Origin of the sequence: Helicobacter cinaedi CCUG 18818 = ATCC BAA-847 (genome assembly GCF_000155475.1) — a bacterium.
Taxonomy (GTDB): Bacteria; Campylobacterota; Campylobacteria; order Campylobacterales; family Helicobacteraceae; genus Helicobacter_C; species Helicobacter_C cinaedi.
The window spans coordinates 175,570-193,549 of record NZ_DS990393.1 but is presented as its reverse complement, the minus strand read 5'-3'; the positions used below and the strand labels follow the sequence as shown (position 1 = coordinate 193,549).

General features: G+C 39.6%; 18 protein-coding genes. All 18 read right to left on the bottom strand.

Annotation, left to right across the window (positions count from 1 at the left end):
- Positions 1 to 9 precede the first annotated feature (9 nt).
- Positions 10 to 1,905, bottom strand: coding sequence for an ATP-dependent zinc metalloprotease FtsH (ftsH, locus tag HCCG_RS08835; protein ID WP_002957163.1), 1,896 nt, complete (start codon positions 1,903 to 1,905; stop codon positions 10 to 12).
- 18 nt (positions 1,906 to 1,923) lie between these two features.
- Positions 1,924 to 2,946: a 50S ribosomal protein L11 methyltransferase gene (locus HCCG_RS08830; protein WP_015453272.1), complete on the bottom strand. Its 1,023-nt coding sequence runs from the start codon at positions 2,944 to 2,946 to the stop codon at positions 1,924 to 1,926.
- Positions 2,947 to 2,958: 12 nt separating this feature from the next.
- Positions 2,959 to 3,336, bottom strand: coding sequence for a chemotaxis response regulator CheY (locus tag HCCG_RS08825; RefSeq protein ID WP_002957161.1), 378 nt, complete (start codon positions 3,334 to 3,336; stop codon positions 2,959 to 2,961).
- Positions 3,337 to 3,446: 110 nt separating this feature from the next.
- Positions 3,447 to 4,160, bottom strand: coding sequence for a 1-(5-phosphoribosyl)-5-[(5-phosphoribosylamino)methylideneamino]imidazole-4-carboxamide isomerase (hisA, locus tag HCCG_RS08820; protein ID WP_015453273.1), 714 nt, complete (start codon positions 4,158 to 4,160; stop codon positions 3,447 to 3,449).
- Positions 4,161 to 4,162: 2 nt separating this feature from the next.
- Positions 4,163 to 5,017, bottom strand: coding sequence for a hypothetical protein (locus tag HCCG_RS08815; RefSeq protein ID WP_002957159.1), 855 nt, complete (start codon positions 5,015 to 5,017; stop codon positions 4,163 to 4,165).
- 10 nt (positions 5,018 to 5,027) lie between these two features.
- A complete protein-coding gene (locus HCCG_RS08810) occupies positions 5,028 to 6,245 on the bottom strand; it encodes an N-acetylmuramoyl-L-alanine amidase (RefSeq protein ID WP_015453274.1) in 1,218 nt (405 codons plus the stop codon).
- 9 nt (positions 6,246 to 6,254) lie between these two features.
- The gene (locus HCCG_RS08805) at positions 6,255 to 7,340 is read right to left on the bottom strand and encodes a nitronate monooxygenase (protein ID WP_002957157.1); all 1,086 of its coding nucleotides are present in this window, start codon (positions 7,338 to 7,340) and stop codon (positions 6,255 to 6,257) included.
- Positions 7,341 to 7,349: 9 nt separating this feature from the next.
- Positions 7,350 to 8,552: a tyrosine--tRNA ligase gene (tyrS, locus tag HCCG_RS08800; RefSeq protein ID WP_002957156.1), complete on the bottom strand. Its 1,203-nt coding sequence runs from the start codon at positions 8,550 to 8,552 to the stop codon at positions 7,350 to 7,352.
- A gap of 28 nt (positions 8,553 to 8,580) precedes the next feature.
- Complete coding sequence (locus HCCG_RS08795; RefSeq protein ID WP_002957155.1) at positions 8,581 to 10,731, bottom strand: RelA/SpoT family protein; 2,151 nt, start codon at positions 10,729 to 10,731, stop codon at positions 8,581 to 8,583.
- Positions 10,732 to 10,740: 9 nt separating this feature from the next.
- On the bottom strand, positions 10,741 to 10,965 hold the full coding sequence (locus tag HCCG_RS08790; protein ID WP_002957154.1) for a DNA-directed RNA polymerase subunit omega: 225 nt from the start codon (positions 10,963 to 10,965) through the stop codon (positions 10,741 to 10,743).
- A 64-nt stretch (positions 10,966 to 11,029) separates the two neighbouring features.
- Positions 11,030 to 11,740, bottom strand: a complete 711-nt coding sequence (pyrH, locus tag HCCG_RS08785) for a UMP kinase (protein ID WP_002957153.1) — start codon at positions 11,738 to 11,740, stop codon at positions 11,030 to 11,032.
- Positions 11,741 to 11,893: 153 nt separating this feature from the next.
- Complete coding sequence (locus tag HCCG_RS08780) at positions 11,894 to 13,321, bottom strand: hypothetical protein (RefSeq protein WP_002957152.1); 1,428 nt, start codon at positions 13,319 to 13,321, stop codon at positions 11,894 to 11,896.
- A gap of 96 nt (positions 13,322 to 13,417) precedes the next feature.
- A complete protein-coding gene (locus HCCG_RS08775; RefSeq protein WP_002957151.1) occupies positions 13,418 to 14,206 on the bottom strand; it encodes a tRNA1(Val) (adenine(37)-N6)-methyltransferase in 789 nt (262 codons plus the stop codon).
- Positions 14,194 to 15,186, bottom strand: coding sequence for a bifunctional diaminohydroxyphosphoribosylaminopyrimidine deaminase/5-amino-6-(5-phosphoribosylamino)uracil reductase RibD (gene ribD / locus HCCG_RS08770; RefSeq protein WP_002957150.1), 993 nt, complete (start codon positions 15,184 to 15,186; stop codon positions 14,194 to 14,196). Before ribD ends, HCCG_RS08775 begins: the two co-directional genes overlap by 13 nt.
- Entirely contained in the window at positions 15,176 to 15,646 is a 471-nt protein-coding gene (locus HCCG_RS08765) for a ribosome maturation factor RimP (RefSeq protein WP_002957149.1), read from the bottom strand. Before HCCG_RS08765 ends, ribD begins: the two co-directional genes overlap by 11 nt.
- 17 nt (positions 15,647 to 15,663) lie before the next feature.
- Positions 15,664 to 16,023, bottom strand: a complete 360-nt coding sequence (gene rbfA / locus HCCG_RS08760) for a 30S ribosome-binding factor RbfA (RefSeq protein ID WP_002957148.1) — start codon at positions 16,021 to 16,023, stop codon at positions 15,664 to 15,666.
- Positions 16,013 to 17,155 carry a tRNA guanosine(34) transglycosylase Tgt gene (tgt, locus tag HCCG_RS08755; RefSeq protein ID WP_014666379.1) on the bottom strand — a complete coding sequence of 381 codons (1,143 nt, stop codon included), beginning with the start codon at positions 17,153 to 17,155 and terminating at the stop codon, positions 16,013 to 16,015. The genes rbfA and tgt overlap by 11 nt, the downstream gene beginning before the upstream one ends.
- Positions 17,155 to 17,964 carry a pyrroline-5-carboxylate reductase gene (locus HCCG_RS08750; protein ID WP_002957146.1) on the bottom strand — a complete coding sequence of 270 codons (810 nt, stop codon included), beginning with the start codon at positions 17,962 to 17,964 and terminating at the stop codon, positions 17,155 to 17,157. Before HCCG_RS08750 ends, tgt begins: the two co-directional genes overlap by 1 nt.
- Positions 17,965 to 17,980: the final 16 nt, after the last annotated feature.

Here is a 17,980-nt window from a genome sequence, read left to right as displayed (position 1 = left end):
ATTCTCTCCTTACTCTTCTTCCTCAATAGGCACAAGACGCGTTTGCAGCTGATTTTCCTTTTCATACTCTTCAATGATCTCTCGCACCCTAGCCCCATCAATCACCTCTTTTTCAAATAGTTCTTTGACCATATTTTCAATCGCGTCCTTATAATCGCTAAGAAGCTTTTTTACGTGCGTGTAGCGTTCATCAAGTGTGTTTTTGATATGAGTATCAATCTCTTGGGCAAGTTGTTCGCTAAATTCCCTTTGTGTGCCACCACCGCCTAAGAATGTATTGCGTTGCTTTTCAAGCACCATAAGTCCGCTTACATCAGTCATTCCATAATAGCTAATCATTGATTTTAAGATTCCAGTCGCTCTCTCCAAGTCGTTACTTGCTCCAGTTGAGATTTCCCCTAGGAATACTTCTTCAGCTGCCCTACCGCCTAAAAGCACATCTACTTCTGCCATAAGCTCGTGCTTTTGCATAAGGTAGCGATTTTCTTCAGGCGTGTGAAGTGTGTAGCCAAGAGCTGCCATACCACGCGGAATGATAGAGACTTTATTTACCCTATCCGCACCTTTTGTCATTTCAGAGACAACAGCGTGTCCGCTCTCGTGGTAAGCTACAATCTTTTTTTCTTTTGGCGAGATTCTACGAGACTTTTTCTCTAGCCCGGCAATGCCCCGTTCCACCGCTTCTTTAAGGTGTTTTTGACTGACTTCTTTCTTATTTTCTCTGCCTGCAAGCAATGCGGCTTCATTAATAATATTTGCTAAATCCGCCCCAGCAAGCCCTGCGGTGAATTTTGCTATCTCGTGTAAATCAACATCTCGTGCCAGAGAAACATTTTTGATATGCACTTTGAGAATCTCAAGTCGCCCTTCAAAATCAGGCTTATCCACAAGCACTTGCCTATCAAATCGCCCCGGACGCAACAATGCAGGGTCTAAAATCTCAGGGCGGTTAGTCGCCGCAAGGACAATAACAGGGGCAGATTCAGAGCCAAAGCCGTCCATTTCAGCTAAAAGCTGATTAAGCGTTTGTTCTCTTTCATCATTGCCACCTACCATACTTCCAGCGGCACGGCTTTTACCAATAGCATCAATCTCATCAATAAAAATAATGCTTGGTGCATCTTTTTTTGCCATTTCAAACAAATCTCTTACCCGACTTGCCCCAAGTCCAACAAACATTTCAATAAAGCTACTTCCGCTCATTGAGAAAAATGGTACATTTGCTTCACCTGCCACGGCTTTAGCTAAAAGCGTTTTTCCAGTCCCCGGAGGTCCTACTAACAGCACCCCGCGTGGAATCTTAGCGCCAACTGCCGCATATCGTTCGGGGTATTTGAGAAAATCTACAATTTCTACAACCTCTTCTTTTGCTTCTGCATTTCCTGCCATATCATCAAAACGCACATTAGGTTTTTCGGCATTCACAAGCTTTTTGGCGTTCCCCATACCAAAGATTCCACCGCCCATACTTTTTTGCATACGAGCTGTTAGGAACATCCACAAAGCAAGAATAATAAAAATAGGCAAAAGCATATTTACAAGATCGCCTAAGAAACTCCCCTCACTAAAGCCACTATACTCAACCTTTTTTTCATCTAGCAGTGGCACAAGCCCAAGGTCTGCCACCTTTTTGGTCGTATAAAGTGTGCGTGGGGAAGTGTGTGCTGAATAGGCTTTGATATAAGTCTGTCCAATGCTTACAGAGCTAATTTCACCCTTAGCTATAAGCTCCTTTAGCTCATTGTAGCTAATCTCTTTTGTAACGCTCCCTCCGATAAGTTTATCGGTTAGCGACTCGCCATTTGGTGAAAATAGCTTAAACAAAAGTAAAGCAAGAATCACAAAAATCGCAAAAGTAAGAAATGGATTTTGCTTAAAAGGTGGTTTTTTATCATTATTTTCCATAATTATTGTCCTTTTATTCTATTCTAGTGTTAGTTTCAAGGCTACCCATTCATCTTGGCAACGAGATTCTAGCACTTTAAAATCACTAAAAGTCTGCATTATATCAAATTTATATTCATCAAGTATCCCAGAAAGGATTAAAACGCCATTTTTTGCTAATTTTGCCTTAAAATCATTGTGTAAAAGCTTCACAACAAAGGCAATGATATTGGCAGTAATGACATCATAAGTTGGCGGAGAATCTTGCGGGGCTTGAGCGATACTACCAAGCCAAATATCGCATAAAGTTGTATTATTGAGCTTAGCATTTTTGTGTGTTTCTGGCACAGCACTTGCATCAGTATCACACGCATAGGCTTTCGCACCAAGCTTGTGAGCGGCTATACTTAAGATTCCACTGCCACAGCCCACATCAAGCAATGTTTTATTGTGTAAATCAAGTTGGCTAAGAAATTCCAAACACATCGCTGTGCTTGCGTGATGTCCAGAGCCAAAGGCAAGGGCGGGATTGATGATAATTTCGTGTTTGACTTGTGGGGATTTAGAATCTTTATCTTCATATTGCGATTCATACCACGATGGGCGGATATAGAAGATTCCACTAGAAATAGGCTGTATAGAATCTTGATAGGCTTTTATCCAATCGCAATTTGCTTTTTTCTCAATGTGATAACAAAAGCCAACAGATTTGTCAAAAATCGCTGAAAGGTTTAAGGCATAGGTTTGTAAAGATTTAAGGAGACTAGAGATGTCAAAATCATCTGCTAGGCGGATAATAATTTGTGTGGGTTGAGCATTGTCGCTATTGTTTTGAGATAGGGCTTTGGCTTGTAAAATGCTAAAATCATTAAAGCTCTGCCAAGAATCTTCATCATAGCTAATGGCAAATGGATTTGAAGCAGATGAGTTTAAAGTGGGGAAAATGTCTAAATATTCTATCGCAGAAGAAGTTTTGTCTGTAATAAAATCAGCGAATTGCTCTAAAAAGTGGCTTGGGTGGATAATAATCTCCCAATATGTTTGATGTTCCAAGCCATTCATTAAGACTGAAGCCTAGTCTTCATTCACACCTAGCACGACTTCAAGCTTTTCTTTGAGAACTTGAGGCGTAAATGGTTTTACAATATAGTTATTTACCCCAGCTTTTAAAGCCGTGATGACTTCAGCTTTGCCCCCTTCAGTCGTTACCATAATAATGGGAATAGTCGTATATCGCTCATCAGAACGCACTTTTTTAACCAAATCTAATCCATTCATCTCTGGCATATTCCAGTCTGTAATAAGCACCTGTATACCCTCAGTAGTGTCCATAATCTGCCAAGCTTCCACGCCGTGTTCCGCTTCTAAAATATCCTCATAACCTAAGCGTTGGAGAGTATTTTTTATAATCCGTCTCATCGTAGAGCTATCATCAACAACCAGCAGTTTCAAGTTATCTCCTTCTTTAAATGTGGCTATCATAAATAAACCGACATTTTAGCATATCTTTATATACAAGTTAGATGAATCCTTGCATTTTTTTCAAAAATCGGCATTTTATCTTAGTCTCTAAAAAATTGCAAGGCTTCTTTTAGGTTTATTTTTCCTTCATAAAATGCCTTGCCTACGATAACACCGCTAATATAAGGGCTTTTATCAAGTGTGTGTAGCTCATCTAGCCTTGCAAAACCCCCACTAGCAATGGTATAAATTCCACTACTTTTAGCAATGCTTTCCGTCCAGTCAATATTAATCCCACTCAATGCCCCATCGCGGTTAATATCTGTGCAGATAATAGCTTGGACTTTGCTACCTGCAAACCTTGTTGCTAGAGTTTGTGAATCTAGCTGACTTTCTTCCACCCAACCTTGTGTAGCAACCTTGCCATTGCGTGAATCAATACCAACAGCCACGGGATAAGATTCTGCCATAGTTTTGACAAACTCCCAATTTTCTGTGGCAATAGAGCCTAGAATCACCCTTACACCCATTTGTGTGTAAAGCTTAATGCGGTTTTCATCGCGGATTCCCCCACCGACTTGCACTTGCAGCGTGGTAGAAGCAATAATCTTTTCAATATATGTAAGATTCTTTGGAATCCCAGCCATTGCTCCATCTAAATCCACAATATGCAAAAACTTAGCCCCCATATCTTCAAAGCTTTTAGCAAAGTCCAAAGCTTCCCCATAGACTTTTGCACTTTGCATTTCGCCCTTAAAAAGTCGTACTGCCTTGCCATCTTTTAAATCAATCGCGGAATAAATATCAAGTGCCATTCTCACTCCTCATCTGGCTTAATATTATCATACATCCATTCCGCACACCAGCCCACAAACGCAAAAACTAAAAACGCATAACGCGCATTAAAATAATTATCTGAAATGGCTAACACAGAGGTGCAAATAAAACAAATGATAATATTTAAGACAAGTAGGGCAAAATTCATATATTCATAGAATCCAAATAAGTCTTTATGCCTTATCATTACCCAAATGAGCAGTCCAACGCCCACAACTAAAGCAAAAATATCAAAATATGCATAAAGGTTATCGCGAAAATAATAAGGTTGCAAGGAAAGGGCAAACAACACAGCAATAACAACATTGACTGAAGGACGCATATCATAGAGCATTTTACCGATTTGATTATGCTGATTTGGGTGTATGCCAAAAATTAAAAATAAGAGTGGGACATAAACAAATAATATATAAGCACAAGCTATCAGCACAATGCGTGGCAAATAATCCACTAAGAGTTCAAAAAAGCCACGATGATAAATACTCCCTTCAATAGCAAATATATCCATAATATCTTCAGTCTGCGTTGTATGTGTGCTTTTAAGAATCACAAGATAGATAAAGACAATGCTTAGGCTTAGCATAATTACTCTTTGTAAGGCATTACTTGTTTGATACCAACTACTCATAATCACAAATACCCCACTTAGCACAAATCCACAGAGCAACAAAAAAATGCTTAGGCTATCAAAAAACTGATCTTCACGGATAAAAATCAAAAATAAATGCGAGAAAGATTGCGAAAATTGTGAAGTGAAAAGGGTGAGATTTGTAAAAACAAAAAGAGCAAACAAAATCAGTGAAAAAATAACTTTTATGTGTGTATTATTAATCATTTATATCCTTTTAATAGTTTCTTAGAAAATAACCATCTATACCATCGGCAATACCAAGTGCTAGAAGTTTTTGATATTCTTTTTTGGCAATAAGCTTCCCTTCATCTTTGTGTGAAGCATAACCAATTTCAATAAGGACGGAAGGCATCAATGCTCCAGCCAAAACCCAAAAAGGACCTTCCCTTACAGCTCCATCGTGGGTATTATGTGTTTGCTTTACAATATTGAGTATGCCTGATTGAATCTCAATAGCAAGTTTGTGTGAAGCAACAAGATGAAAGCTACTGATGGTATTTAAAAATGATTTCGTAGCAAAATGGCTCATTGTTTCAATATCGCCTTGGTTTTCTGCCTTTGCCACTTGTTCGGCACGCTCACTTCTAGCAGGAGAGAGAAAGTAAGTCTCTACGCCACTTGGCGTTTTAGGAGAATCTTTTGGCATTGAATTAGCGTGAATGGATACAAACAAATCCGCATTTTTCCCATTGGCAAATTCTGTGCGTTTTCGCAAGTCAATATACACATCACTATTTCGTGTCATATATACAATGTATCCACGATTTTTAAGCTCTTGTGTAAGTAGTTTGGCCACTTCAAGCACGATGACTTTTTCACATATCCCTTCCACGCTCTTTGTGCCACAATCCTTGCCGCCGTGTCCTGCATCAACAACAATTTTTTTTCCAGCCCCAATTTTGCCTTTTTGTTCTTTTGGCGGTTGCGTGTCTTTTGTGGCAATTTCATCGTCTTTTTGTTTGGCTTTATCTTTAGATTCTGTTGTGGCTTCTGCTTTTGTGCTAGGCTGTTGGGCTTGTGATGGGCTTGTTGGCTTTGACTGTGTATTTTTTGAATCTAGGCTTTGTGGAGTGCTACTAGATTTGTTTTTTGGTTTAATGAAAATATAGAGATTCTCTTTTTCTTTGATGAGTTCATATTGGGATTTTGGCTGTGTGTTGATGACAATTCTTACAATTTTTGGCGTATTTTGTGCCACTTGCAAGGTTGAATTATCTTTGAAAATAAAATTCCGCTTTGGAATAGTGAGATTTGCTTCGAAATCAACAAAATACCTATTATCTTGGAGTTTTTTCACTTCCCATTTGAGGTTAGCAATATCTTGTGCGAATACGATTTTAAGATTCCCATCGCCAAAAGGCACCATTTTAACAATGCGATGCTCCCCAAACACACATACAGCAATAAATGCAATAATCGCTAGAATCCGCAATATCAAGCCCTAATCTCGCACTAGTTCGGCAATGATTTCTTTTACCGGCTGAATCTTTTGGATTCTATATCCATTCGCCCCTGTAAAGTATAGCCCTTGCTCTCTATCACCCATAAAGCCTCGCCCTAGTGAATCTGCTATGCAGTAGCCCACTTTTTTTGCCTCCACGCCTCTATGGCAGGGTGAGACGCAGTTGCTGATACAGCGTATTTTTGGTGCATTGCCTTGGGCTAATCTATCAAAGATTCCAGTTTTCACCGCCCTTGCTGGATAGCCAACGGGGGATTTGACAAGCTCAATATCTTCTTTTGTAACTGAAGGCATTAAATCCCTATACGCCACTGCATCACATTCCAAAGAGCCAAGCCACCTTGTTCCCATTTGCACACCACTAGCACCCAAAGCCATCATTCTATCAATATCGCTTCTATCCCAGATTCCACCAGCGGCGATGACAGGGATATTGCCCCATTTTTCTGCCTCATCTACCACTTGGGGCAGGACATTTTCAAGCTGATATTCTTCTTTAAAGCAATCTTCATAGCTAAATCCTTGATGCCCTCCGCTTAATGGTCCTTCCACCACGACTGCATCGGGGATTCTGGCGTATCTATCCATCCAACGCTTACAGATAATTTTTAAAGCCTTAGCTGAAGAGACAATCGGCACAAGAGCGACATCAGGGAAATTTTTTGTAAATTCAGGCATATTTGTGGGAAGCCCAGCACCCGTTACAATGATATTTGCTCCAGCCTCACACGCATCACGCACCACGCGACCATATTCATTAATAGCATAAAGTATATTTGCCCCAAGTGGATTATTGCCACAGATTTTACGCGCATTTTTGAAAATCTCATTGAGAGCGTGTTTTGAATAAAAATTAATCGCTTCAAATGGTTTGGAATTTGTGATTTTTTCAACAAACTGCATTTTTTGATAATATCCTGTGCCAACAGCACTGATAATGCCAAGTGCTCCTTCTTTAGAGACATTACCAGCTAGTCTATCCCAGCTAATCCCAACGCCCATACCACCTTGAAAAATTGGATACTTAATCGTGTGTTTGCCTATTTTAAGTGGTTGTAATCCCATCACAAATCCTTATTTTATAATCACTTTTGCAAATCGCCTTTTGCCAATTTGAACAATGTATTCCCCAGATGATAGCTTAAGATTTTCATCAGTTATCTTTTCTTTATTGATTTTCACAGCCCCAGCACGAATATCTCGGCGCGCTTGAGAGGTGGATTCACAAAGTTGTGCGTAAGTAAGCACTTTAGCTATCCACTCATCTTTTTCACAAGTAAATGTAGCTAAATCCGCAGGAATCTCATCTTTGCTAAACACATTGTCAAATTCTATTTTAGCTTTTTTTGCTAAATCAATGTTATGATAGCGTTGCGTTATTTCTAAAGCAAGTTGTTCTTTAACACTTTTAGGGTGTGCTTTTTGGCTTTCCACTTGTGCTTTAAGCTCTGCAATCTCTTGCAAACTAAGAGATGAAAGCAACTCATAGTAACGCCACATCATCTCATCACTAATGCTTAGAATCTTGGCATACATTGTATTGGCAGATTCAGTAACACCGATGTAATTATTGAGCGATTTGCTCATTTTATTCACACCATCAAGCCCTTCAAGCAAAGGCATAGTCATCACCGATTGTTCTTTATCTAGTCCATAACTCCTTTGCAAACTTCTGCCTACTAAGAGATTAAACTTTTGATCATTCCCCCCAAGCTCAATATCGCATTCCAACGCCACAGAATCATAGCCCTGCAATAATGGATACATAAATTCCACCATTGAAATGGGCTGATTGTTGTTGTAGCGTTTGGTAAAGTCATCTCGTTCAAGCATACGCGCCACTGAAAACTTTGAAGTTAAATGTATGATTCCACCAGCTCCTAGCTCACTTAGCCATTTTGAGTTAAAGCATACTTCTGTGTATTTGGGATCTAGCACTTTAAAAACCTGCTCTTTGTAAGTAATAGCATTTGCTTCTACCTGCTCTTTGCTTAAAGGCTTTCTTGTCTCACTTTTGCCACTTGGATCACCGATAGTCGCGGTAAAATCGCCAATCAAAAACTTCACATCGCCACCATATTTTTGAAAAGTAGCAAGTTTTTGTAAAAGCACCGTGTGTCCCAAGTGTAAATCAGGTGCGGTAGGGTCAAATCCAGCTTTAACGCAAAATCGCTTTCCATTTTTATAGAATCTTTCTACTAAAGTGTGGATATAATTTTCTCCTATGAACTCCACACAGCCTCGCTTTAGCTCTTGCATTGCTTCTGTTATACTCATATTTTGTTCCTTTCTTAAAGTCTAGTTTCTAGCTTGAATACACATCTTTTAAGTTGCTTAATTCAATGATTTTGTATTTTTTACTTAAAGATTCTTTCAAAGTCTTTGTATCTTGCGTTTTGCTTTCAAAGCAAATCTCGCAATATGAAGCAAACTGGCGATTAAGCACATCATAATCTACACTTACAATATTGCAATCAAGCTTAGCCAATACACCGCAGATATGAGCCAAAGCCCCTTTTTGATTTTCTAAGGCTATGATGAGTTTATAGGTAATTTTTTGCTCATTTGCCCACTGCACAAACAGCATTTCACTGCCTTGTTCCATTTCATTAATAGCCCTATCACACATTTTATGGTGGATATAGGCTTTTTGTGCGGTTTTAATAGCCAAAATATCATCGCCATACTTTGGGTGACAGCAATAGTCAAATACCACTTCATTGATATTGCGATTAGTATGTAAAATGATATTATCAAAGCTTAGGACTTTAAACTTCAGCATATTAATTTTAATTTTCCCCAAAAAGTTTGCCTCTCGTGCAAAGTTGCCCTTAATGCTGTTTTTTACTTCTTTTAAAAATGTCAAATCACTTGCTGCACGATAAATATGAGAATCTAGCTTGTTTTCTTTAAGATAAGTAAGAATTGTCGCCTTTGAGCTATCAAAGATGGTTTGCAGGATATTTAACGCAATTTTTTTATCAATCTCTTTGAGTTTAGCTTGACACTGGATTCTCATATGATTTTTAGCGCGTGATGTTTTCACCGCATCAATCCAAGTGCAACGCGGAGATATCTTTTCATTCTCTTCTGCGACTAGGATTCTCACAATGTCGCCATTTTTAAGTGGCTGAAGCAAGGAAGCCTTTTGATGATTGATATAGGCTTGTTTGGCTTTGTCGCCTATATCACTATGCACCGCATAGGCAAAATCAAGTGCCACTGCCCCAACAGGCAAGTTATAAATATCTCCGGCAGGGGAGAATACCACCATATCTTCTTTATACAAGTCGTTTTTTGCTAACTCATAAAACTCTTCAATCGTGTCATTTTGGTATTGTAAATTATTGAGCCATTCTAAGTTTGGCTCTCGCCCACCGCTTTTATATTTCCAATGTGCGGCTACACCATATTGAGCGGATTTGTGCATATCAAATGTGCGAATCTGCACTTCATAGATACTTGCCCCTTCAAAAATAGTCGTATGAATGGTTTGGTAGCCATTTTCTTTTGGGATAGCAATATAGTCTTTTAAACGCGACACTACTGGCTTTAGCTGCAAATGTAAAAGCCCCAGCACCTTGTAGCACTCCAAGCTTGTAGGCACGATAATCCGCACCGCGAGTAAATCTAAAATCTCATCAATACTCACGCCCTTGCGTTGCATTTTTAGAAAAATTGAATAATACCTTTTCACACGACTTTCAATCACAAAGTCTTTTTCAGCAAAGCCATTTTGCAATAAAATCGTAGAAACTTTTTGTGTAAATTCATTGAGTCGCAAAGCAATAGATTGATTATTATCTTGGATATACTGCTCTATGCTTTGGTATTCTTGCGGGAAGATATAAAAAAAGCTTTTATCTTCTAGCTCACTTTTGAGTGAAGAGATTCCAAGTCGGTGGGCGATTGGGGCATATACCATAAGCGTTTCTTCTGCTATGCGTTTTTGCTTTTTTGGGGGCAGGGCATCAAGGGTTAGCATATTGTGCATTCTATCACTTATTTTTATGACTAAGGCACGAATATCTTTGATAGAAGCTAGTAGCATTTTGCGAAAGCTTAGTGCCGAGGCGGCAAGCTTTTCATTCATATTTGAGCTTAGCTCCTCATTGCGAATCTCCACAATCTTTGTGAGTGCATCGACTAAATGTCCAACATCCCAGTCAAACTCCCTGCGTATGTCTTCAAGGGAATAGAGTGTGTCTTCTACCACATCGTGGAGCAATGCCGCACACAACATTGTCTCATCGCCTCCATAAAAAGCCACAATACACGCTACACACAGCGGATGAACAACATAAGGCTCACCGCTTTTTCGGAGCTGTCCTTGATGAGCGTTAATAGCCAAATCTATGGCTTTTTGCACCTTTGGTGTGATGGTAGTGAGATTATTAAGCTTACTAAGTGCAGATTCTGTATCTTTAATCTGTGTGAGTTGGGCAAAAAAGTCCAAAATTACTTCCTATTCTTTATCCTCAATGGAAGTAAATTCTATCTTGCCTTCAGCAATTTCACGCATAGCAATATCAGGGAGCTTGTGTAATTTCACATCCATATCTACAAGGGGTTCTGCACCATTGCCTAATTCTTTCACGCGTTCAAAAATGAGATTAGCTAGTAAGTATCTGTCATCTTGTAGTCTTTTTAACGCCTTTGCGGCGATTTGCTCTGTTCGTAATGCTTCCATTGTGTTCCTTATATTTGGGATTTAAAATTGCGGATTGTATCCTTTTTTTATTTTAACTTTGCTTTTATTTGACAATTGAGCATACACCCTTATCAAATTTCAATAAATCAAGCAGATTCCCTCTTTTAAACATATTGCACACAAGAATGGGCAGCTTATTGTCTTTAGCAAGAGCAATAGCCGTATCGTCCATTACTTTGATATGATCTCGCAATGCCTCATCATAGCTAATGGATTCTAACATCACCGCATCATCAAATTTATGCGGGTCTTTATCATACACGCCATCAACTTTTGTCGCCTTAATGATGACATCAGCCCCAATCTCTACTGCTCTTAAAGTCGCTGCACTATCAGTTGTAAAGAAAGGATTGCCCGTCCCTGCACCAAAGACAACCACACGCCCTTTTTCTAAATGCCTAATAGCTCGGCGGTAGATGTAGCTCTCACACACTTCTTTAATCTCCAAAGCACTTTGCACCCGCACATCTACACCCAAATGCTCCAAAGCTTCCTGCATTGCCACAGCATTTATCACGGTAGCAAGCATACCCATATAGTCCCCACTCGTGCGGCGGATAATGCCCCCTTGTGCGGCAGACACACCGCGGATAATATTGCCACCACCGATAACAATGCCTACTTCAATGCCATTATCCACAAGGCTTTTTATCTCACCTGCGATATATTCTAGAATCTTCACATCAATCCCAAATCCGCTATTACCCGATAATGCCTCACCTGAAAATTTTACTAATACGCGTTTATAGTCCATAGCTAATCCTTTGATTTTGAGTTTGCCATACTACTATAAAAGCTTAAACTATTCTATAATCACTCCCTTACAAACGCCACAAATGATGAGCTTTGCAAATATGAAAGATTCTAATTTTATGCGGTAAGATGTCTTGAATCCAAATTTAAGATTCTACAACGCCATACGAATGCAGTCATAGAGCATATCCATATTTTGCTCTGGGACAAACTCCACGCCCATAAATTTACCCTTAGAGATGATTTCACTTTTGGGTAGCTCTTGGACTATCACGACAAAGGCGACTTTTGCATTGGCAGTTGGCATTTCTTTATAAGTTTTAATGAATCCTAATGCACTGGCATTGCCGATTTTCTCATCAATAACAATAATATCTTGCGGATTTTGAGCAAGTGTTTTAAGGGCGTTAATGGGGTCATTATCCATAGTGATAAGCAAACTAGAATCTATTTTTTCAATCACTTGGCGGTATTTAAGGATATTTACCATTGTTTCACGCACGATTAAAAGCTTTTTGCGGTTGGTGTTTTCTAGGTAATGCAATAAATCAAAAAGCTCTTTTGATTTGGGTGAGAGCTTACTCTTATCAAGCCCACGCAGAAAGTAACGCAAAAATGTCTTTGAGCTAAAGCTCCCTTCAATGCGAGAGTTTCTAAAAAAATGTTTAATAACTTGGCTGTATTTTGCCCTGCTCCAAAGTGTTGTGTCAAAATCGTATGCTTTTGTATCAAGCAGAGCGATAAAACGCGTTTTAATATCATCTGTCATCGGTGTATAAACGGCACTAAAAGCCTCAAAATGATCATCTCTAAACCGCTTGAGCCTAGCTGTCTCACTCACAAGGGCATCTTTTTGATTCCCTATGAAATTGAGTAAATCCACATACCGCTTCCGCATTTGCTTGACTTCTTTTTCAATCTCAGCATACTCTTTACTGCCTTTATCATCGCGTTTGCCTAGAGTTTTTTCCCCTGCTGCGAGTGTGCCACTTAGGGCGTTGGTTTGGGCTTGTGCGTTGGCAAGCGAGCTTTGAATCTTATCAATGTGCGTGATTGTTTTATTATATTCTGTTTGTCTGGCGAGAAAAATCATCTCAAAGGCGTAGTTGAGTGCATATTGTGTCTTTTTGTGATAGCTAAGATATTCTTTTGAGAGATGAAGCACTTCTTGTTTAAGCTTTTTAAGCACATCATTTTCAATATTTGCATCCATCGCACATAAGTCATTATATGCAGTGAGTAAAAACCGCCGCATACGGATAAAATCAAGTTTTAAATGCCCCTCCACAAAATCACTATATCCGCTTAGAATCTCATTTTCCCTAGCAAAATATTCTTCAATACACACACGAGCAGATTTTGTTACAGGAATTTCATCTGGGTCAATGGGCTTGGGCTTTATATGGATTTTTGTAACTAATTTCATCTCAACGACAAATTCTACTTCAACGCCCTTTTTCAGCTCACTTATCTCATCTTCCCAAACATCAAAAGGAAAGTCAAAAACGCGTTTATTAAGGTCTTGTTCTACTTGAGCGTTTTGTGCTTGTGAATCTACATTAATGATTTTTCCATACAGCATCGCATTCCCTTTAAAATTGTAGCAAGGTTGTATTATACCTTGCTTCCTTTAAAATAATGCAAAATTACACTCAAAGATTCTAATCCCTACTATTTTTTATATCTTTTGGATTTTTTTGTAGAGAGATTCTAGCTCGTTAGGCGTGATTTTAATGCTTTGTGTCTTTGCCCACGCATAAATGGCTTTAAGCTCATCGGTATTATCTGTTTGAGTAGTGCTATTATGCGTAAAAAGTGGCGGCAGAATCCGCAGTGGCGATTTGCTTTGAATCTTTGCCCTTAGCACAACAAGGCTAGATTCTCTATCTTGTAAAGAATGCACAAAGCGGAGTGTATCTACATTAAACCCGCAGATTCTAAGTTCATAAAATAGCGTTTGCAGCTCCCTTGCATCATAGCATAGGCATAAGCTCCCATTTGGCTTTATCACACGCTTGATATGTGCAAGCAGGGCAGGAAGGGGCAGGAAGCTTTGATGTCGTGCCATATTTTTACGCATATTTGTGCCTTGTAACGCCCCCTTGGCATAAAAGGGTGGATTGCTGATGACAAAATCAAACTTGATGTCGGTGTGAAAATCTAAGAAATCCACACAATGCACTTGAGAATGTATTTTGGATTCAAACTGCCTTGTGTTCAAACTCGCACATTGTGCCATTAGCGTATCTTTTTCTACAAGGTGGAGATTGATATGTGGATTCTTATGTGGCGTGGCTTTATTTAGAATCTCCCTAGCACAGAGCATTCCTAGAATCCCACTTCCAGCCCCCACATCTAAGAGTGAGATTCTAGATTTGAGAAAAGCCCTAGCAAAGTGGCTCAAGATAAGGCTATCGGTGTTATAGCAGTAGCCATCGTGGAGTTGGTATATCTCTAGTGCAGCCATAGAGCCAAATCCTTGCCTAGATTCATTGTGTGGTAAAGCTCAAAGTCCATTGCGTTGCTTTTTTGTGTAAAATTTAAATCCACACAAAAAAACGCCTTATGCACTAAAAGCATATCAATATATTTTCTTAACGCACCAAGCAGATTTAGCCCCCCTTCAATCACAACAAAGCCTTTTAAACTCTCAATCTCTTCTGCGTTGCGGAAAGTATGGAATCTTGGATTATTTTCATGCTTGGAAAATAAGCAGAGTTTGGGTTGTTTATGCTTATCATAAGGGGGCAGGGCATATCTGGCATTAAGCGTTGGGTTATCACTTCTAAGTGTTGCTCCGGATATACAGAGATAATCACACACACTGCGTTGATTATGCGTAAAAATGCGTGAAGATTCAGCAGATATTTGCCCATTTACATAGCTCCCATCAAGTCGCATAGCAATTTTAAACAGCACAAATCGCCCCTTTTCTCGCAGAATCTCAAAGGGCAAAAGCAGTTTTTGTGCTTCATTTTGAATCTGGCTTAGGCTTGTGTGTATCCCCGCTTCTTGTAAAGTTTGCATTCCGCCTGAAGCAAGGGAGTGAGAATCTTTTGTGCCAATAACGACTTTAGCAAAGCCTAGTTCTTTTATGAGATTGGCACAGGGGGGCGTTTTGCCATAGTGATTGCAAGGCTCTAGGCTCACATAAAGGGAGTGGTTTTTAAAAATGCCATTGTGGTTGTGTAAAAGGAAGTTGTGGAGTTCAAGGCTAGATTCTAGATTTAAAATCTTAGAATCTTGCGTGAGTGTGAAATAGGCTTGTTTGATGGCGATGACTTCAGCGTGGGGGCTACCAGCTAGGCTATGCACCCCACGAGACAAAATCTCGCCATTTTCACGCGTGATGATAGCACCTACACTTGGATTTGGCAGGGCTAGAGTTTGGGCTTCCCACGCTATATCACAACAATGCTTGATAAGCAAATCATCACTAGAATTCAAAAATAACCTTTGCTTTTTTGATAGATGAAAAAGGAATATTTATCTTTTCTTTATCCACAAGTAAGGCAATTTCCGTGTCATTAACATTTTCTAAGATTCCTTGCAAACTGCTTTTGTCTATGAGTTTAAGGCTTATCATTTCGCCAAGTGAAAAGGCGTAATGCTGGGGCTTTTTTAGGATTCTATCCAACCCCGGAGAGCTAACTTCTAAATGATAATTATCCATATTGATATGTTCCACATCAAGTAATGGGGAGAGTAGCTCACTTAGAATCTGGCAGTCCTGCAAGCTCACTGCATTGCTATCTTTTGAGCTAAGATTCTGCATAGGAGCTTTTTTTGTAATGCTTATGCGTAAGATGTGGCGTTCATCTTCTTTTAAAAAATCAATGTCATAAATATAGAGTGAAAGAGAAGCGGCGAGTCGCTCTATTTTTTGAGTGGTTTGAGCTGAAAGCATATTATTCCTTTTTTTGTTTATTCTTTTGGGGTGCGTTTCTCACGCTCTAGTTGTGCGAAAATTGAATCTAGATTGTTCGCAGAATGCAGCGTATCATCAAACTTAAAAATCAAGTTTGGGCTACGAAACCACTGCGTAGAGTTTAGGATATATTCTTTTAAGATTCCTTGAGCTTTTTTGAGTTGCTCTAAAATGGTTTTGCGTTCATTTGGCGAAATATCTGTGCCTTCAATATACACTTCTGCACTCTGCTTACCCTTAGAGCATTTTACCCCTGTGATTATAAGGGTATTAATCTGCGGGTCTTGGAGCTGGGATAGGGCAAGGCTTAGCACCTCTTGGAGTAAAGATTCTGTGCGTTGTTGTTTAATATTCATTTGGGACTTCCATTTCTCTTAACTGATAAAAGTTTTGGCGATAGGCTGCAAAAGCTCCTTGCAAAATCGCTTCTCTTGCTTCACGCACGAGATTCAAATAATAGTGGAGATTATGCAATGAAGCAAGGCGATGATAGGTAATTTCTTGGGAGCGGAAGAGATGACAAAGATAGGCTCTTGTGTAGTTTTGGCAAGTGTAGCAGGAGCATTTTTCATCAATAGGCGAAGTGTCATTAGCAAAACTCGCCCCCTTAATGTTAATCTTACCAAAATGCGTAAAAAGCGTGGCATTCCTAGCATTCCTTGTAGGCATTACACAATCAAACATATCCACCCCACGATAAATCGCCTCTATAATGTTTTCTGGTGTGCCAACCCCCATAAGATAACGCGGCTTAGATTCTGGCATAAAGGGTATGGTGTGGGATATGGTGCTATACATCTCTTCACTACTTTCCCCAACAGCTAGTCCGCCGATAGCAAAGCCATCAAACTCACCTAGATTTACAAGTGAAGTGGCTGATATTTCACGGAATTTTGGGCTAGTGCCACCTTGGATAATGGCAAAAAGATTGTTTGTTGTCGCTTTACCTTGAGATTTTTTCATCTCGTGGTATTCTAGGGAGGCTTTTGCCCACTCTGTTGTGCGTTTGATAGAATCTAAGATTCTTGTCTCACTTGCTGGAAGCCCTACTAAGTCATCAAGCACCATCATAATATCGCTATTTAACGCATATTGAATATCTAACACAAAAGAGGGGGAAAAGAAATGCTTAGAGCCATCAATATGGGATTTAAACTCTACGCCATTTTCATTAAGCTTGACATTTTGATTTAAGCTAAAGGCTTGGAATCCACCGCTATCGCTTAAGTAGCTGCCATTAAAGTTAGCAAATGTATGAATCCCACCAAATGCTTTTAATCGCTCTATCCCCACACGCAAATACATATGATAGGTGTTTGCAAGGATAATTTTGGCATTAAGATTCTGTGCTAAATCAAGACTATCAAGGGCTTTGACACAGCCTTGCGTACCAACAGGCATAAAAATAGGCGTTTGCACGATAGAGTGAGCAAGAGTGAGTGTGAGTGCTCTTGCCTTGCCATCTTTGGCTTCTATATTCACTTGCATTATTTTTTAGAATCTCGTGCGTGTTCTACGGCAGTGTGAGCGGCTTTGATAAACGCTCCACGCACACCTAGCTCTTCTAAAATGGCTAGTCCCCTGATAGTCGTCCCACCCGGACTTGAAATGGCGTATTTTAACTCATTAGGGCTTTTTGTAGCTAACTCTGTGGCAAAGCCTAGAAAAGTTTGCTTGACTAACTCTTGGCTTTGAGCGTGGGTTAGCCCTTCTAAGATTCCCGCATCTATAAGCGATTCAGCAATGAGAGCAAGGAAAGCAATGCTACTGCCACTTGTGGCGATGCTAGATTCTATTAACGCTTCATTATCCACACTTACAGCTTTGCCAAAAGATTCTAAAAATGCAAGGATTTCTGCATTAATTTTTGAATCTGCTTGTTGTGTATAGGACTTGTGATAAAAGGCAGTGGCGGAGTTTTTACTAAAAGCGGCGATATTTGGCATAAGTCGCACGATATGGCAAGATTGAAGCCACTTTTCCAAGGTCTCAATACCAACCCCGGCTAACACACTATACACATATTGAGCCTTGCCTTGAAAAATAAAGCTATCTAGCCCCTTTGGCTTGGTGCAAAGCAGAACAACGCTATCTTGTATATCAAGCACGGGCTTAGAATCTAGATATTGTGGCGTATAGATTTGAGCTTCTATGCCACATTGAGCGATACAATCTTTGGCTTTTTGTAAATCTCTGCCGGTAAGAAAGACATTAAAATGTGAGGCGATGAAGTCATTATGCGTAAGAATGGCTTTTGCCATATTGCCATAGCCTATAACAAGAAGTGTTTGTTTCATCTGTAACCTTTGCGTA